The organism is Paenibacillus sp. FSL M7-0420, assembly GCF_038002345.1.
GTDB lineage: Bacteria > Bacillota > Bacilli > Paenibacillales > Paenibacillaceae > Paenibacillus_AQ.
In genome coordinates this window covers 667,831-686,379 of sequence record NZ_JBBOCJ010000001.1, presented here as the reverse complement: position 1 = coordinate 686,379, position 18,549 = coordinate 667,831, and the positions used below count along the sequence as shown (strand labels likewise).

At 54.7% G+C, this 18,549-nt stretch carries 9 protein-coding genes; 2 read left to right on the top strand and 7 right to left on the bottom strand.

Annotation, left to right across the window (positions count from 1 at the left end; all coding sequences use genetic code 11):
- Positions 1-207: 207 nt before the first annotated feature.
- A complete protein-coding gene (locus MKX51_RS02955) occupies positions 208-2,874 on the bottom strand; it encodes a beta-mannosidase (protein WP_340991143.1) in 2,667 nt (888 codons plus the stop codon).
- 241 nt (positions 2,875-3,115) lie between these two features.
- Positions 3,116-3,811 (bottom strand): TetR/AcrR family transcriptional regulator, encoded by a 696-nt coding sequence (locus MKX51_RS02950; protein ID WP_340991142.1) that lies wholly within the window; start codon positions 3,809-3,811, stop codon positions 3,116-3,118.
- 133 nt (positions 3,812-3,944) lie between these two features.
- Here MKX51_RS02950 and MKX51_RS02945 point away from each other — a divergent pair, with 133 nt between their 5' ends.
- Together MKX51_RS02945 and MKX51_RS02940 are read left to right on the top strand one after the other, a co-directional pair.
- Positions 3,945-5,297 (top strand): MATE family efflux transporter, encoded by a 1,353-nt coding sequence (locus tag MKX51_RS02945; RefSeq protein WP_340991141.1) that lies wholly within the window; start codon positions 3,945-3,947, stop codon positions 5,295-5,297.
- Positions 5,298-5,368: 71 nt separating this feature from the next.
- Positions 5,369-6,154 (top strand): spermidine synthase, encoded by a 786-nt coding sequence (locus tag MKX51_RS02940; protein ID WP_445321979.1) that lies wholly within the window; start codon positions 5,369-5,371, stop codon positions 6,152-6,154.
- Here the strand turns inward: MKX51_RS02940 and MKX51_RS02935 are convergent.
- The 5 genes from MKX51_RS02935 to MKX51_RS02915 all read right to left on the bottom strand — a co-directional run bounded on the left by MKX51_RS02935 (position 6,117) and on the right by MKX51_RS02915 (position 18,539).
- Positions 6,117-8,642, bottom strand: a complete 2,526-nt coding sequence (locus MKX51_RS02935; RefSeq protein ID WP_340991139.1) for a chemotaxis protein CheA — start codon at positions 8,640-8,642, stop codon at positions 6,117-6,119. The two genes, MKX51_RS02940 and MKX51_RS02935, sit on opposite strands and share 38 nt — an antisense overlap.
- Positions 8,643-8,676: 34 nt before the next feature.
- Complete coding sequence (locus MKX51_RS02930) at positions 8,677-9,105, bottom strand: chemotaxis protein CheW (protein WP_340991138.1); 429 nt, start codon at positions 9,103-9,105, stop codon at positions 8,677-8,679.
- A 14-nt stretch (positions 9,106-9,119) separates the two neighbouring features.
- Positions 9,120-10,691: a methyl-accepting chemotaxis protein gene (locus tag MKX51_RS02925; protein ID WP_340991137.1), complete on the bottom strand. Its 1,572-nt coding sequence runs from the start codon at positions 10,689-10,691 to the stop codon at positions 9,120-9,122.
- Positions 10,692-10,970: 279 nt separating this feature from the next.
- Positions 10,971-13,091, bottom strand: a complete 2,121-nt coding sequence (locus MKX51_RS02920; protein ID WP_340991136.1) for a LuxR C-terminal-related transcriptional regulator — start codon at positions 13,089-13,091, stop codon at positions 10,971-10,973.
- A gap of 462 nt (positions 13,092-13,553) precedes the next feature.
- Positions 13,554-18,539 carry a DUF4132 domain-containing protein gene (locus MKX51_RS02915; RefSeq protein WP_340991135.1) on the bottom strand — a complete coding sequence of 1,662 codons (4,986 nt, stop codon included), beginning with the start codon at positions 18,537-18,539 and terminating at the stop codon, positions 13,554-13,556.
- Between the last annotated feature and the right edge of the window lie 10 nt (positions 18,540-18,549).

The window sequence follows — 18,549 nt, the reverse complement described above, 5'->3', positions numbered from 1 at the left end:
TATGATTCCCATGCGGACAGAGAATCCGCTATTTCGCGTATATAGCCACTTTTGCCCTGTAATCGGACTCAGAGGCCCTTATTCGTATGATTTCGCCTTGAAACAGCCAGCCGGGAAGACAATAAGGTCTTCTGAGTCCGTAAGAACAGAAATCAGGTTAGTTTAGCAGCAAATAAGGTCATGTCAGTCCGCAAGCCGTTACCACCCCTAGATATAATCCGCCATCGAGCGGACTACGAGTCCTATCGGCGCGGCAGGGGTGAAGTCTGCCCCTCCGCCGCTGCTCCCGCCCCGAATCGAGAACTCCACCGTCTTCGGCTCGCCAGGCAGCAGATCGAAGTAATTATCGGAGAAGATGCCTTCTTCTTCTAAAGTGAGATGCACGCCCCGCGCCAGCACATCGCTGCTCAGCGTGAAGCTCTGCCCGCCGCTTCCCGGCACCTCGGTCACCGTAATGACCGGCTGGCTCAGCGGAATATCCTTGGCGGCCGCGAAGTAATGCTCCTTACGCTCCAGCACTTGCCCTGTCTTCGGTCCTTGCTCCAGCACCTGCCCTGTCTCCGGTCCTTGCTCCAGCACTTGCCTTGTCTCCGTCCCCGGCTCCTGCTCCTGCCCTGGCACAAGCTCCGCCTGCACCACCTGCCCGCTCTCCAGCAGGGAAGCTATCAGCAGCACCTGAGCCGGTTCACGGCCCTCCAACACTTCGGCCAGCGGCAGTGTGAAGACCACAGCCGACGAATCTGCAGCAAGGGTTACCGGCTGCGACCATTCGCGCAACAGCACGCCGCTGATATCATGCAGCCGCAGAACCAGCTCTGCGTCCAACGCCTCCCGCCGGTCAGACACCCCATAGACCTTGACGCTCTCCCCGTCTGTGCTGTCTACAGACAGCAGCACCTCCTGGAAGCTGCGGCGCACCGTATATTGCAGCGCCTTCCAGCGCCCGTAATAATCCATGCCCGCCCAGGAGGCTACCGGCCAGCAGTCATTCATCTGCCAGTACAGCGTGCCCATGCAATAAGGCTTGTTGCGGCGGTGACTCTCCATAGCCATGCGGATCGCCTCGGCCTGAAGCACCTGGCTCATGTACAGGAAGCCCCGGAAATCCTTCGGCTGCGGCAGGTACATATCCATATATTCCTTAATCAGCTGATTGCCCGATCCGTTCTTCTGATGGGCCAGCATTACCTTCGATTCCAGCGCCAGCTCCTCTTCCTCTGCATAGCTCAGCACCGACTTCAGCTCCGGGAAGGACTGGAAGCCGTATTCGCTCATGAAGCGGCCCACCTTGAGATTATAGTTCTCGAACGGCTCCTTGGCGTGCCAGACGCCCCAGTAGTGGATATCCCCGTCACCCATAATCCGCGTCGCATGCTGATCCTGACCACCTGTGAGTTCGCGCAGCGGCGAGGACGGCCAGTAATCCATACCGAGATGGTTCGCAGCCACGGCTTCCGGCAGAATCCGGTGGAAGATTTCCTCATAGGCAGTCCATAAGCTCTGGCGAATCTCAGCATTCAGCTTCTCCTTCCAGCCCCAGCCCATATTCTCCTCATACTGGGACCAGGCCGAGTCAATCTCATTGTTCCCGCACCAGAGCGCGATACAAGGGTGGTTACGCAATCTGCGGACATTATATACCGCTTCTGCGCGGACATTATTCAGGAATGCCTCATCGCCCGGGTACATGCTGCAGGCGAACATGAAGTCCTGCCAGACCAGCAGCCCGTACTCATCACACAGCCGGTAGAACACTTCTTCTTCATAGAAGCCGCCGCCCCACACCCGCAGCATATTCATATTGGATTCCACGGCCGTGGCAATCTCATGGCGGTAACGTTCCTCCGTAACCTCCGTGATGAAGCTGTCGTTCGGGATATGATTGGCACCCTTGGCGAAGACCGGCACCCCGTTCAGCTCAAAATGGAACGACGCCCCCTGCGCATCCGGCTTACGCACCAGCTTAATTTCCCGAAGCCCCGTCGTTACCTCCGATACCGCTACTGCATCCGCTCCTTGCAGCAGCTCTGCACGGAAAAGGTACAGCTCCGGCTTGCCCAAGCCGTTGCACCACCACAGACGCGGGCGGTCAATCACCAGCTCAAGCTCTAGCGTCTGCTTGCCCGGAGTGAGCGTAACCGCCTTCATCCATTCCTGCCCTCCGGCACTCACCCGCAACAGGCCGCTCCATGCTTCCGGGGCGTCTGCTTCAATCACGGCCGTTAGCCGGGCCTCCTGCTCATTCACCTCATGCTGGCGAATGTACAGATCCTCAATCGCCGCAACATCCCGGCCTGTCAGCACAGCTTCCCGCCAGATCCCGCTGGTCAGGAATCGCGGGCCCCAATCCCAGCCGTAGTGATACGGTGCTTTGCGGGCAAATACGCTGATCCGCTGCTCCTGAAGGCCACCTAACTCAGACTGGTCATTCGGCGCAGGCAGATCGTAGCCCAGCGCCGCCAGCTTCGGCAGATCCTCCGTCACCACCGAGCGGAAAACGATGCGGATCTCATTCTCACCCGCCCGCAGCAGACCCTTCACATTCACGGTCCAGGACAGGAACATATTGTCTGCGGACAAGGCGTGCACGCCGTTCACATACACATCGGCATACGTATCCAGCCCGGCGAACACCAGCTCAGTTACCGCCAGCGTCTGCCATATCTCTTCTAATACAAATCCTGTTCTGTATTCCCAGTCCTTTTTATCAATCCATTGCAGCTCATGTTCATTCGTTCCATAGAAGGGCTGATCGATAACGCCATTGCGCAGCAGATCCGTATGCACCGTTCCCGGTACAGCAGCCGTAAGCCATTCTTCATCTCCGCAGGCTCTGAATTCCCAGTTCGACAGGTCGATTTGTAGTTGTTTCATAGTTCCTCCTATACTGTTTTTGCGCATTCCGGCGCTTAGCTAACCCCATTATATTTTGTTATAATAACGTTAGCAATAACAATATTCAAAGCAGCTATAATAAAAACAAAATGAACAACTCCTCGAACCTGCCAAATGCATATCTAATCTTGATAAAGCCCCTACCAGCGAAATTAACTCGAATTGCCGAAGAGCCATTTGTTATTTTTGTTATCTTAATTATTATCAGACCCGACCCAACTTACTTCTGCTTCTGCTGCTCTTCATGCTCCTTAATCACCTGCTCCGTCCCGAGCAGAATCAGCCTCAGGCCGAATTCAAAGGCCCCATCGGTCCCAAGCAGCTCGAACAGTCCGTTCTTGAACATCCTCTGGAACAACCCAACCTCCTTCTCGCTCATGGAGTCCATCAGGCGGAGCAGTTCCTCGCCCGGAGGCTCCTGCTGTTCCTTAGCCATCATGGCGACATTACGCTCATGCTCATAATCATCCAGCACGAAGAAGAACACGAAGTTCACAAGTGTAGTGACCACCTGCACCTTCTGCGCCTCCTCAAGCGGCGTGGATTCCACACAGTGCAGCATCCGGTTGTTGAACCGGATAATGTCCGGCTCGTGGGGCAGCGTCATCATCATAAGCTGCGTAGAGCAGGAATACCGGCTGAGCACACTCCGTACCGTTACCGCAAAGTCTGTCAGCTGCTCCTTCCAGTCGCCCTCCGGGCGGTGCTCCTCCAGGATGACTCTGGAGATGTGGTTGGCCAGCCGCTGGTAGAGATTCTGTTTGCTCTTGAAATACCAATACAGCGAGGGAGCCTGAATCCCCAGCCGGTCCGCCAGACGCCGCATACTGAATTTCTCGATCCCCCCCTCCCTGAGAAGCTCCCACGAAGCTTCCAGAATCCGGTCTTCCGAGATTTGAGGTTGTGCTTTTTTCATCGCTATCCGCCCTTTTATCTAACAGTGTAAGTTTATGCTTTACAGTCTCTTAGGTTCATGATATCATCTAACACTGTAAGGTTCAATCTAACGCCGTTAGATTAACAAAAATCAGTGAAAGAAGTGATCCCTAATGGATACCGAAAACCTTTATTATTTTGAAAAAGCACCCATCACCAAAGCCGTCGCCCATTTCGCCGTGCCCATGATGTTAGGCACCTCCATGAACGTCATCTATTCGATTCTGAATGCCTATTTCCTGGGCACTCTCCACAATACGGCCATGCTGACCGCACTCGCCCTGACCCTGCCGCTGTTCGCCATCATTATGGCGCTGGGCAATCTGGTGGGCATCGGCAGTGGCACCTACATCTCGCGGCTGCTTGGTGAGCACAAATATGATGAAGTCAAGCAAGTGTCTTCCTTCGCCTTTTACAGTAGTCTCTTGCTTGGCCTCCTTGTGATGGCGGTAGGTCTGCCGCTAATCGGCCCTATCCTTCACAGTCTGGGAGCAACGCCGGATTCCTATGAATTCACGAAGGATTATGTCACAATCATGCTGATTGGCGCACCGTTTGTCGTCTTGTTCTTTACACTGGAGAATATGGTCCGCTCCGAGGGTGCAGCCATCGTCTCCATGATCGGTATGATGCTCAGCGTGGTGGTTAATATCCTGCTCGATGCATTTGTCATCTTCGTGCTCCACTGGGGTGTAATTGGCGTAGCGTCGGCAACGGTTGTTGCCAACATGGTTGCGAGTGCCTACTATGCCTTCCACATGGGCTACAAAAGCCAATTCCTGACGGTCTCCTTCAAATGGTTCAAGGCCACCAAGGATATCTTAAGCAATGTATTCAAAATCGGCGTTCCGGTCTTCATCATGAGTGTCTTTCTGGGAGCCATGTCGCTGATCTTCAATCTCTTCCTGATCGAATATGGGGATTCGGCTGTGGCCGCTTACGGGATATCCTCAAGATTACTGCAGTTCCCCGAGTTTATTCTGATGGGATTATGCGAGGGAGTGGTGCCGCTCATTGCCTTCTCATTTACAGCGGATAAGCTGCGCATGAAGCATACGATCGGATTCACAGTAAAAGCGATGGCCGCCATGGCTGCCGTATTCGGTATCGTCGTCTATCTGATCTCCGACCATCTGATCGGTCTGTTCACACGGGACCCGCAAATGATTGAAATGGGCAGCTATATTCTGCATGTCACCTTCTTGTCCTTATTCATTTCAGGGCTGACCACCTTGTTCATGGGGATCTTCCAGGCCACCGCGCAGGGAACGGCCGCGTTCGTAATGTCGATTATTCAAGGGGTCACACTGATTCCTGTACTCTACTTCGCCAACCGGATGAACGGCTTCCATGGCGTGGTATGGTCGCTGGTCATTGCCGATGCCGCTGCCTTCCTGGTCGGTGCCGCCATGCTGTACGCCCTGCGGCACAAGCTGCAGCCTGAACTGGAGAGTCTGGTGCATTAAGTAAGCCTAAGCCGCCGCCGAGTAATACAAGCAGCCGCAGGAAGTCCTTCCTGCGGCTGCTTTATGTTACTATGAAGGTTGTAACGAATCCCATCTGCAGAAGGAGTCTGATCCGCTTGCACGCACCCTCCCATACTAACCACGACTCTCAGGACATCGAGGTCTACGATACAACCGAGCTTTATGGCGAGACCGGACGGTTCCGGGTGCTGCAATTCTCGGGGGAAGCTGTTCAGGGCGCACTGGATCTGGACCACCCGCGCCGGGTGATCTTCGAGTATCCCCGGGCCATGATCCATCTGATGGAGGCGGGCAATCCGCATTTCGAGCGTGTCTTCCTGATCGGACACGGGATTGGTACGATTGCCAGTTATTTCGCAGAGAAGCAGTTTACGGTGGCTGAGGTGAATGCGAAGGTGGTGGAATACAGCAGAACCCGCTTTGGCTATACGCAGGATAACATCCTGATCGGTGACGGCCGCAGCCTGCTGGAAGCCGCGCCGGAACGCGGCCATGACTACATCCTGCTTGATGCCTTCACCGCTGCCGGGACGCCGCCCCATTTCACCACGCTGGAGTTCTTCCGCTTAACCCGTGCCAAGCTGAACGGACACGGCCAGCTCATCATGAATCTGATGGGCCGCAGCGGCAATGACCGTTTCATCAGTGCCATCCATACCACACTCTGCGAAGTGTATCCATATACCAGAACTTTCGCCCTCCCGGCAGAAGGAAACGCCGATCTGCGCAATATCCTCATGACCGCCAGTGCCCGGCCGATCCCCTATCAGTCCCGCCACATGGCCGGCTTCAGCGAGATCACTCCAGGGATCGGTCATGTGATCCGGGACCGGTAGTGCAGCAGGCGTCCAGGTCGAGTATATTCTCCAAATTCAGCAAGTGAATAAACTGGCGGTTGTCTTTATAGACGGCATCCAGCACCTCTGGATTCTGGAGAATGTGATCCGGCGCCTCATCCATGTGCTCCCTTGCGAGCAGTTGCACCGCTGACACCTGATCCACCCATATCCCTACTTCCTGTCCCGACACCTCGCAAATCAGAATCCGGGAGCCGGCCGTCTGTTCACCCCAGCCCATTTCGAGCTTGGGCCGTATGTCATAGACCGGGAACAGCAGTCCGCGCAGATTAATCATTCCCAGGATATGAGCCGGCGCGGACACCAGCGAATGAATCTCCGGTACGGGGACAATCTCCTTCATTTGACGGATCGGAATTCCGAAATCCAGCTTCTCCAGCTTGAAGGTGATATATTTCCCGCTCTGACTATCCTGATTCCCTGCCGTAACTGTGTTCTCTTGGAGCAGTGTATCGTGGGCCGAGCCTGTTTCCCTTGCAATCGAGCCTATATCCAGGATATGGGCCACACGGCCGTCGCCAAGTATGGTTGAGCCTGCGATATAAGAAACGTTGCCTATGTAACTTCCCAGTGACTTGATGACAATCTCCTGATTGCCGATCGTCTGATCTACTACCAGACAGACCCGTTTATCCGCGAATCCAACAATGACTACGAACAGCCGGCCGTCTGCCGTATGCTCCTCTTCCTCCACTTGCAGCATACGGTGCAGACGGACAAGCGGAAGCACCTGATCGCGGAACTGGCAGACCTCCCGTCCCTGGATGGTAACAATATCCTCCGCCTTCATTCTAAATATTTCAATGACATTAATTAGCGGAATGGCAAAGGTGCTGCTCCCCAGCTTCACCAGCAGGGAGCGGATTATGGCAAGGGTCAACGGGACCTTGATCGTGAATACACTCCCCTGATTAGGAACCGTCTCAATATCTATAACGCCATTTAATTTCTCTATATGTGCTTTGACAATATCCATGCCCACTCCGCGGCCGGATAAATCTGTGACCGTACGGGCTGTTGAGATGCCAGAGCGGAAAATCAGCATCACCAGCTCTTTGTCCGTCATACGCTTCACTTCATCAGTAGTGACGAAGCCTTTACGCACAGCGGCTTCTTTAACCTTGCCGGTATCAATGCCCCTGCCGTCATCGGATACCGTAATCACAATCATGTTCCCTTGATGACTTGCCCGCAGCGTAATGGTCCCTTTCCGCGGCTTGCCCGAAGCTGCACGTTCTTCCGGCGACTCCAGCCCATGGTCCACGGCGTTGCGCAGAATATGGATCAGAGGATCGCTGATCTCCTCAATGAGGCTGCGGTCCAGCTCGGTCTCATTGCCCTCAATGATGAACTCGATCTCCTTGTCCGACTTCTGCGCCAAATCCCGGATCATCCGGGGGAAGCGGCCGAACAGATGCTCCATCGGCAGCATCCGGGTCTTCATCATCCCCTCCTGAAGATCGCTGATGACCATATTCAAATGTCCTGCAATATCATTAAGCAGATGAACATCACTGTTGTTCTTGAACTGCTCGCTTAATCTGGAACGGACACTGTGCAGCCTGGTATTATCTATAATCAGCTCGCCTACCAGATTCAGCAGTCCCTCCAGCCGCTCCACATCCACACGCACAGTCTGGGCCGCATAGCCGTTATTTTTCTGAGCCTCTTTTCCTTCGGTGAAGGTGTCGAGGTTTGCTTTTGTAATAGGATCTGTATGTATAATTTCAATCTGTGAGATTTCCTGCAGACAGGCCATCATATCCTGCCGGGACTGCTGCGTAAGCAGAATATATGCAATAGTACCGGAGAACTGCGTATCCCTCTCGAGGGATTCCAGCTCGGGGAAGGTGGCAACCACCTCGCCCGTTTCCCGCAGCTTGGCTTCTACGAGCTTCGCGCGGACATATTTCATCGGCTCCTCAGCAGCAAGCTGAATATGAACCGCCATTGCCGCAGAGCCTTGATCTATAGCTGCCTGGATCTGCTCTTTACGGATATCATCGAAGATAATATCCGGCGCAGCCCCCGCTTCTCCCTGCGCAGGCCTCTCTCCAGCAGGAGCGGGCGAATCGGCTGCTGTCTTCCGCAACTCTTTTAACCGGCGCAATAGCTCTGAGATGTCCCCCTCCTCCAGTGCACCGCTCAGAATGGATTGACGAAGCTCCTTAATGAAATCTACGCAGTCAAAGAGAATGTTCAATAACTCGGAGGTTACATCCAGCTGTCTGCCCCTGAGCAGCTCTAACACACTTTCCATCTGATGCGTCAGCCGGTTAAGCTGCTTAAATCCCATGACCGCGGATGAACCCTTGAGCGTATGTGCGACCCGGAAGATCCTCTGAATAAGGTCATTCTGATACCCTTTGCTCTCCAGCATGAGCAGGGCCTCATCCAAATACCGCAGCTGCTCGTCCATTTCATCCAGAAAAACGCCCAAATATACCCTATTATGAAACTCGTTCATTTCTGTTCTCCTCCCCGCCTTCATGCGTTAGCCTTCACCCGTCACTTAGCAGACGCCCGATGTTCAGAATGCTGATCAGCTCCTCAGCACATATGCCGATCCCGTCCATGTACTGCATTCCCTGCACTTCATGGGACTCCAGAGGAGGTTCCACCTCATGAAAGGAAGCCACCTTCTCTACGGAATCCACCATAATCCCTATGGCCTCCTGCCGATAATGCACCACTACGATCCTTGACCGGGCATCCGGTGGAGATTCTGCCAGGCCAAACCGCCTGCACAGACTGATCACCGGTATAATTTTGCCGCGTAAATTAATCACGCCCTTAATAAAAGACTTGCTGTTAGGCACGGCTGTGATAGGCTCCATCTTGATAATCTCATCAATCTCCCGGATAGCGATGGCCAGCTTCTCCTGTACCAGCCGGAAGATGATGTACTGCTCCGTTCGTGCAGCCAGCATGGCTTACTCCCCCTCTACAATCTGAACACCGACACCGAGCTATTCAGTTCATCCGCCAAGGAGGCGAGCATTTGCGAAGAGGAGGCCGTCTCCTCGGCGGCGGCAGCAGACTCCTGGCTTCCAGCCGCAATGGATTCAATCGAGAGCAGCACCCCGTTCGTCTGCGCCGCCTGTTCCTCACAAGCCGCAGCGATGCCTGTAATCTGTTGGGCAGTATCATTGATCCGGCTAACGATATCGTCGATCAGCCGCTCTGTGCGCTCGGACAGGACCGATACGTCACTAACAGCCTGCACACTCAGAACCGTATTCTTCTGCATCACCCGGATGATCAGGGCAATCTGTTTGGTAGCTTCACTGCTCCGTTCAGCCAGCTTGCGGACCTCATCGGCGACAACGGCGAAGCCCCGTCCCTGCTCGCCGGCACGCGCGGCCTCAATCGCTGCATTGAGCGCCAGCAGATTGGTCTGCTCGGCAATCTCATCAATCACTTCGATAATCTCGCCGATCTTCTGGGAATCCTGCTCAAGCAGCTCCATCTTCTCCGACAAATTGCTCATGCCGAGGCCGGATTCTCTGACCGCAGTGCTTCCCTCCTCAGCGCCCTGACGCGTCAGCAGGGACAGCTCCGATGCCTGCTCGGCATTCTTCGCAACCTCATCGATGCCCCGGGTCAGATCCTGAACCAGCTGATTGATATTTTGCGCCGCCTGAGCCTGGGATTGGCTGCCGCTGGCGATTTCTTCTGTCGTTGCCGATATTTCCTCAGAGGAGGCTGCGACACTTTGCGCCGCTTCGACAGTCCCGCCAATCAGCTTGCGCAGGCTGGTAATCATCTCATTGGCTGCTGCGGCCAGCCTTCCAAACTCATCCCGGTTCTTGATCGCAACCTCCTCCCTCAGGTCACCGCCTGCCATGCGGACCATCGCAGCGAGCAGCTTGGATACCGGACCGACGATGCCCTGCGAGATCACGACACCAAGCACAATGGCTGCAATTGCCGCAATGCTGGAGATGACCAGGATCATCAATCTTCCGGAGTTATAGCTGGCAACCGTGGAGTCAATCCGGTCATCTGCGCCTTGGATGACATTACTGACGGCCAGATCGGCGGTATCCTGAGCCTTCTGCAAATCAGGCAGTGCATCGATTAAGACGCCGTAGGCCTGCGTATTCTGATCTTTATCCAGCAGTTCATTGACTTTGGGTACAGATTGGTTATAGTTATCCACGCTCTGCTTAATGATCTCTAACGCAGCCCGTTGATCCGCATTCAGTGCGAGCTCTCCATAGACCTTCATCCGGTCAGCAATCTTGTCCTGATCCGCTTTAATAACTGCCTGAATCTCCGCCTTCACCGAATCATCGGTTTCGAGGATAAGCTTGAACAAATCACCGCGCAGCTTATACAGCTCCGTCCGAATCTCGGCAACATTGACGAGCGCGGGAAAGTTGTAGCTCTGCATCTGTACAGAGTTACTGTTCATGCCCGCCATTTTCATAATCGATAGCCCGCTGATAAATATAAGTAACGCTACAATAACCAGAAAGCCTCCCAACAATTTGGTGCGGATGTTTAGTTTCAAATGAAGCACTCCTCAATATGTATTTTGTCGAGCCTACAAAGCTTCCCCTATTATGAATAACGTATGACCTCTGCGCCTATCGCCACTGGTTCCTAAGTTTCGACATAATCTTCCTGTATTCTACAGGCCTTCTTTCCTTTATCAAGTGGAAACGGCTTTGCCGTCCTTTTAAAGGACGGCATTCGTTTCAGCGAGAAATAGAAGGATAATTTATAGCGTGAAACCTATAAATTCTTATATTTGCACAAAAAAAGCAATGTACGCTTACATGCTGCGTAATCATTGCTTTCTTAGAAAATCTGTTTTGCCTGTGGCTTGATACATGTGAGAGATGGCCTGTGATCTGCTATGTACACCGAGCTTTTCATATATTTTGGTGATGTGATTCTTGACAGTATGCGTACTGATAAACAGCCTCTCCGCAATTTGCTTGTTATTGAGGCCCGTCAGCAGACCATCCAGGATATCCCTTTCCCGGGTAGTAAACCGTACGCCTCCCACTTCCTGCGCTGCGACCGGCGAAGGAGCTATCAGTTGTTCAAAGGACCGCATCAGCGGTTCGGCTATGGGTATAGGAAGTGTTTCCTTCCATTGCCTGCCGCCTTGCTCCGTATACTTCGTGAGCATAAGCAAGACCTTCGCCAAGTACAGATGGGAACTTTCTCCTGCATCCTCTTCTCCATTGTAAGCCAACAGGTAATAATGCATATGACGCAGAATGCATACCGCGGGGATGTCACCCAAATATTCACGGAGCAGCCCTATAGGATATGGAGCGAGGAATGCGGCATGGCCGATCCATTCAATCTCCTCAGCAGAGTGATTTAGTGGCTCCAGCAAGTCCTGTGCAAGTCTTTGAATCTCCGCAGCTCTGCTATGCGCTATCGGCTCCTGCGTCAGCAGCGTATCCCGCAACAGCCGCATAATGTCCGCCCTGGAGGGCACAGCGCCAGGCTGCTGCACAAGCAGCTTGGTCACTAGCAGCACATTGGTCATATGAAAAATCGTTTCATATTCCCGCCGCTGCCCCTCATCTCTGAACTGGACCGTGAATAACCCCAGCAGCCTTTGTTCAAATACCATAGGATGCTCTACCAGCTGCCAGCTCTTCCATTCACGCCGGATCGGCTTGTTCAGCAGATTGAACCCCGGTATCCCGTCAGCGAAATAGATCTGTTCAGCATCTTCTGCGTAGACGGTGTACCGCTCATTCGGAGCAGAAGAGGAAGAATAGATCCTCAGTCCGGCTTCGTCAGGCGTATGTAATAACAAGCACATGAACGGACTGCCTAGCTGCTGCTGAAAAAACTCAATGAACAGCTGCAGGTAATCCTCCTTATCCTGAGTAACCAGAATCCCTTGGACAATTTCTTTATAAGTATCATGCCTCTTCTTTTGACGTTCATATAGCGCTTCGCTCTCCATATGATACATAGAAGCAGCGAGCTGATGGGCCACCAGCATGCCCATATCCGCCTGCTCCTCCGTCAGCTCCGGGCGGACCGGGTCTCCGGCATACAATAATCCATACAGCTTGTCCTTGTATTTGATGGGATAGCAGATTAACACCTTAGGCCTAACCCCATGGGCAGCAAAAAAAGAAATCCGGAGATCGCGGTCAGCATTCCTCCAGTACCCCATTTGCTTGGAGAGTCCCACCTGTCCCAGAAATCCCTCACCGTAAAAAAAAGAAGCCCCCTGCAGGGAGTTATCCTTAGGCATACCGGTTGTCTCCACCACTGTGAATTGGTCCCCGTCTGCTGCATTCATGGCATAGCCCGCAAATTCTACTCCAAGAATACGCACCACAATGCCCAGTATTCCTTGCAGCCACTCCGGGCTTGCCGGGTCCAGCAGATAAATCAGATTCATAAGCTGCAGGTCATACGCAGAATATTCTCCGCCCTGCTCCCGTTCAAGCAGGGCCTGCACGGTATCAGCCAGTATATCCAATTGGCTGATAATCCGGGCGACGCCCTCCTGATCCAATACCGGCACCTTATCCAGAGCTTGAATCCAGTCCTCCCATTCCCCGGAGGGAACGGTTTCATGAATCCTTCCGGTAATCAGCTCTTTCGTACAACCGTCCACCCAGACGCCTGTCAGAATATAATAGGGCCTTTGCTTACTGAGCCCGATGGAGGTAACCAGCATTTTCAGCCCGGAGCGGGTCTCATAGACAATAGTTTTCGATACATTCCTGACTTTTTCCAGCAGGTTCGCAATTGCATGTTCAGCGGTTGCACAAGGAGAACCGAACAACAGAGATGCCATCTCGGTTAAGCCGGAGGGTTCTGTTATTCGTTTGTCCGCTTGATCGGTAATAATAATTGTCAATCCGCATAATGATGCGTATGCGTCTTGCAAAGACTGCAGATTTCGGCGGAGCTTGTTCTTCATTGCTTATTCCTCACTTTCCCCTCCAAAATTCGCCATAGCCTCACTGATTCCCTGCTTTTTCTCCCTTTCATTCTACAAAAGTAGCATTATAGTCCAAGAATCCAAATACAAAAATGCGCAATTGCGAAAAAATATCATCCGGCCGATTGACAGATATCATTTGGCAAACGCACCCTCGCCAGCAAAATGTGATCGGTTTTTCGATTACATTCCGCCCACGCGCCCCTCACTAGCAAAATGTGATCAGTTTTCCGATTACATTCCGTCCAGGTACCCCTCGCCAGCAAAATGTGGTCGGTTTTTCGATTACATTCGGCACACGAACCCTCCCCCAGCCAGAAGAGGCACCTTCTCTCCCCCGCACCAAAAAACACCGGCGCTATATTTCCAGCGCCGGTGCCATATATCCCCTGGCTAAGCAGACGCTTAGCCCTCAGCTCTTACCACTTACTGCCCAGCAGTTCAGCTGCTCAACTGCGACAGAATCTGCGGGTCTTTGATCTTCGTGTCATCGGCCAGCAGAACGACCTTGGAGAGGACCTCCGCTGTGCGCGGGTCCTCGTCCAGGAACGGCAGGAACAACCGCCCCCGGTGCTGCGAATGCACCGGAATAATGGACAGGGCGCCCGCGGCCTGCTTGTACGCCTGGCCGCTGCCCAGATGCACGGCATACTCGCCGAGCGTACCGTCAATCCGCGCATAATTGCCGTCCAGCCGGACGTTCTCAATCTTCAGCAGCCGCAGCGACTCGTTAACGATCACGCGGCGCATCTCGACAGTCGTCAGGCTGGCTTCCGGATCGACGCCGCCGACATGGGCTACGCTGACGACGAGATCCACATCCCGCATAACCTCCGAGAACAGCACGGGCGGCACCTGATCCAGCGGCACGCCCTTGTAGGTCTTCCGGTCGAAGAACTGCACTGTCTCCAGTGTCGGCGCTTCCGTATCCGCTGGCGAGAACCAATCCGCCATGGCATAGAGCCGGACGATCAGGTTCTCGGCATAGAACACCTTCTGCAGCCCTTCCTCATAGCTGACCGTCCACTGCCGCCCCTTCAGGAGGGCGACTGTCTTGCTCGGCTGCACCTGATGGCCGGCATAACGGCGGGACAGCACGCCCTGGGCCAGCTCATCCTCATTCGGCAGATACAGCTCGCGGAAGACCTGCTTGAACGGCTGCCGCTCCTGGCGGTCGAACAGGTCCTTCTGGTACAGGCTCCATTGTCCGCTGCGGTAGAAGTCCAGCGGATGGGCAATCTGCAGCACCGCCCCGGTGTCCACGGCCTGCCGCTCACCCGCCGGGCTTACCAACGCGCCCTGGTCCGCATCATAATACCCCAGCGCATCGCCGCTCTTCAGCACCAGCTTGCTGATCAGCGGAGCCAGCACCGGATTCCGGCTCAGCCCGGCAATCTCCTCCGGCGTGAAGGTGCCGCCGGACGCCATCGACCGCTCCAGCTCAGCGCGGGCGCGGCGGAACTGGCCGGTCAGGTCGCTCTTGGCCTCCTTCAGCGCTTCGATCCGCTCATGCTTCTTGAAGCGCGCGGGCACCGACTTCAGCGCCTTGCCCTTGCTGGTCACCACAACATCGCTTTGCCCTTCCTCGTCGATGCTGAGCGAGACATAAGTCTCGTCATCCAGAGCATAAGGCTCGAAGTACGCGGCATAGTCGTCCAGCTTGCGCGCCTCCATATCCCAGATCAGGCGGGTGACATCGGCATATCCGGCATTGCGCGCCAGGTTGCCGAGCGCAATCTGCGCCACAGCGCCTTCGCTGGCGCGGCGCTGTGCGCCGAACTGCTTGCTCTCCGCCAGGAAGCGCTGGATGAATTCATACCGCCCGCGGATATCCTTCTCTCGGTCTGCCTCCAGCGGAATCAGGCTGTAGCTGAGCAGATGCTCTTTATTCCGCTTCTGCTCCACCGATTCCTTCATCTCCTTCAGGCTCAGCTTGCCGAGCGTAGCATCGGCGAACAGCTGGGAGCGGCGGTGGTTCGCACCGGCGGAGATATATTTGGCACAATCATAGAGCAGCTCGAACCGTTCCTGGCCAAGCGCCTCATAAGCTGATTGGAACCAATTCACATCGAAGGCGCCGTCATTGAACTCCTGCGGGGTGATCGGCGAGTAATGCGCCACCACTGTCTCCTTCTCGGCCGAGAAGCTCTCGTTGATGTGGGCATGGAAGTACCAGGCCCCGCTGCGCAGCCCTTCCCAGCCCAGGTATCCGGCAATGATCTCGATCCACTGCGGGGCGTACATGGCGGCTTCCAGCAGCTTTTGATCGGACAGCTTGTACTCCTGCAGCAAGGTCTTCAGCAGCTCCGCATTATCGCCCTCGCGCGGATAACATACCTTCAGCAGATGGCTGAAGGATTCCTTCTTCGTAATATTGTTGCCATAGCCATACACGTACCCGCGCACGAAGGTATCCTTGTTCAGCCCTGACAGGATACGAATACAATACTCCAGGCCCTCTATCCGCTGCAGCCCCATCGTCATGCCGGTCACTTCGGTCGGCAGGTCGCCGCGCCCCAGCTCAACCGCCAGCAGACGGTCGATGATCCGTGTACGCAGTGCAACCATCTCTGGACTGTTCTCAATCCAATCGTATCTGCGTGAACTGATCCAACTCATATGGTTGCGTGCATCCGTACTCAGCAGCAGCTCCTTAAGCAGCGTCTCCTCGCGGATGATGCCACCAGTGAAGGCCTCGACATAGTGCTTCAGCCCGATGATGCTGTCCCGCTCTTCGCCGCCGCTGATCCTCTCGAACCTGTAGCAGGTACGGAACATCTCCTTGAACTCCTCCGGTCCCTTCCACAGCTTCTGGACCATATCGATCCAAGGATCAGCCAGAACCGAGAGGAAGGGCCAGTCCGCCGCCAGCTTCTCTTCGGGGAAGGCAGCCACCAGGGCATTCACCGCACCATTTACCAACCGGAAGCTCTCCGGGCTCTTGTGGTCGGCACGGAACGCATCCAGCAGCGATTCCACCTGCCATCTGTACTTCAGCTTGTCCACCAGCTTCATCACAGCCTCGAGCTGCTCCAGCGGGTAGATCTTAGCCGCGAACGCCTTACGCCAGCCGGACAGCAGCTTCTGCTTGCTGAGTTCATCGTCATCGATGCCCATCGTATCATAACCGTCATAGTTATCCAGGGTCTCATCCAGCTCTTCCAGGCTCATATAGAAGTTCAGCTCCATCAGATCCCGGGCGCTCCAGCCGCTCTTGTCCCAATATTCAGCCCATACCTCATGCAACGGGTACTGCCCGAGAGCGGATTTGCCACTCTCCTCATGGTTCAATAAGTACCCCTGCAGCGGTCTGAGATTGGTCCCGATCAGCAGCGTATCCTTATATCCGCTGTAGTATTCCACCTCATACTCCACATCGCGGTGCTTGTGAACGGTGTTGTCCAGATCCTTAAGAAACTTCTTGATCTGCTCCAGCGAGAGCTTGAACACCTGATCCCACTCGAATCCGTCCGCTGCCGGCCGCTGAGCCAGCCATTCCTCCGTCTGCTTCGGATCGAACAAGCCGAAGCCGTTCGCCTTGGTATACTCGTTCTTCCGGCTCAGCCTTCCGATCAGCTCACGCTCCTGGTCAGAAGGCTTCACCAGCTCCTCCGCCAGCGGCCGCACGGCTTCGAACAGCGCCTGCCGCTCTTCATCCTCGAACAGCACCGTCATAATCTCAAGCCCCGCCTGCCGCTGCAAGGCATTCTTGCCTTGCACGAGCCTGCGGATGGAAGCCTCCAGCGTTTCCTCCGGCTGATTCAGCAGCATGAGGGTGACGCTCTGGCGCAGCGTGCCGGTCTTGAGCTTCAACAGCCCTTCCGCCATCAGCAGCTCATCCTCCGCCAGCGTCAGCTCCTGCGCCAGCTTCAGCGCAAGCTCGCGGTTCTTCATGCTTTTGTCGGAGAGGCTGGCGAAGATGAATTCGCGCTGCACAGCATCCTCTGCATCCTGCACGAAGTAGTTCAGCAGCTCCCCGCGCATATCCGGGCTCAGCTTGTCCTTATGGGCAAGCAGTTCGTTCACCCAGGCCGGGTCCATGTCATAAGAGATCAGATAGAGCATCTTCTGTACCGGCAGATCACGGGTATAGTTAATCTGCACGAAGTCCAGCACCTTGGACGGACCGCTCTGCTCCCGGCTGTCCGGATTCAGGAAGATGTCCTTCAGCAGGCTGAAGTCGCGCTGCCGCTCGCTTTTATCCGCAAGCTGGGGGCTGGTTCTGACCTCGATTCGTGGACCGTTATCCTTCGGCCCTCTCCACATCCGGTCATAATCGTAGTTGTAGTTCATCAGAATCCAGTACAGCAGCTCCGGCTCCTGCCCGTTCAGATGCTGCCGGGCGCTGCGCAGGCGGACCTCCTGGTTCTGGCTGTTCGAGAGCACATACTGGGCTACAATCTTCTGGTACAACTGTCCCTGCTCCATGAGAACGTCAACCTTGCCGATCAGGTCATTCTCCTCATAGACTGCCGTCCCCCACAAGCCCAGGTAGACATGGTTGGCATTCTCACTGGTCAGCCATTCCTCGCGCAGCGCTTCATCCGTCAGCACCTGATAGGCACCTTCTACCAGTTGCTTCGCCACCCGCTGGTTCTGCGCTTCCAGGCCCATGCCTGTCCATACGCCCAGGGCACGAACCACCGAGCTGTAGCGCACGAGATCATTGTCGAGAATCACCTTCAGCATATAGAGGTTATTCTCAATCGTCCCCTCATCCATCCGTTCGACAATCGACTGCCGCAGCCCCTCCTGCAGACGGGCAGCAACCAGCAGCTCGCCTACCATATGCATAGCCGACTGATTGTGGCTGAGGAACACGCCCTTCAGCATACTGTGACTAAGCTGCGCCGCCTGGTTATCTCCATATACGGCTTCCTTGAGCAGATCCTCCATGCCGCTGCCGCCGCGGTCCAGCTCATAGGCGACTACATCCGGAACAGCCACATCCACACGGTAGGAGGTACTGTAGTCTTTATCCAGATTGCCCTTGAAATATTCCGGCAGCGAGAATTCAACCATCTCCATATAGATCAGAGCATTGATTTTACGGAGAATCTGCAGCCGGTGCGGCTGAACCTCCCGGGTACGGAACGGCCGGCGCAGATACCCTATGGCATAAGGGTACTCCACTGCATGATTAACTATGTAACGGGCAAGCTCAACAGTATGTGTGCTGTACAGCTGCTGCATGACTTGGAACAGAGGCTCCCAGTAACCGGCAAAATCACTCCGGGCAGCGTCTGCACGCGCTTCCAGTATAGCCATGAAGCGGTCCAGCGAATCCTCCCCTTCATGGAGGTAGCGGGTCTTGCTGAACTCGGCCAGCAGAGGTGCAAGCTCTGCGCCTTCCCCTTTGAGCCCCTTCGCTTTACTCTCGATCTCTTCGTACCACTGAGTCTCCCACTCTGCATTTCCGAACTTCATCCTGTCATCT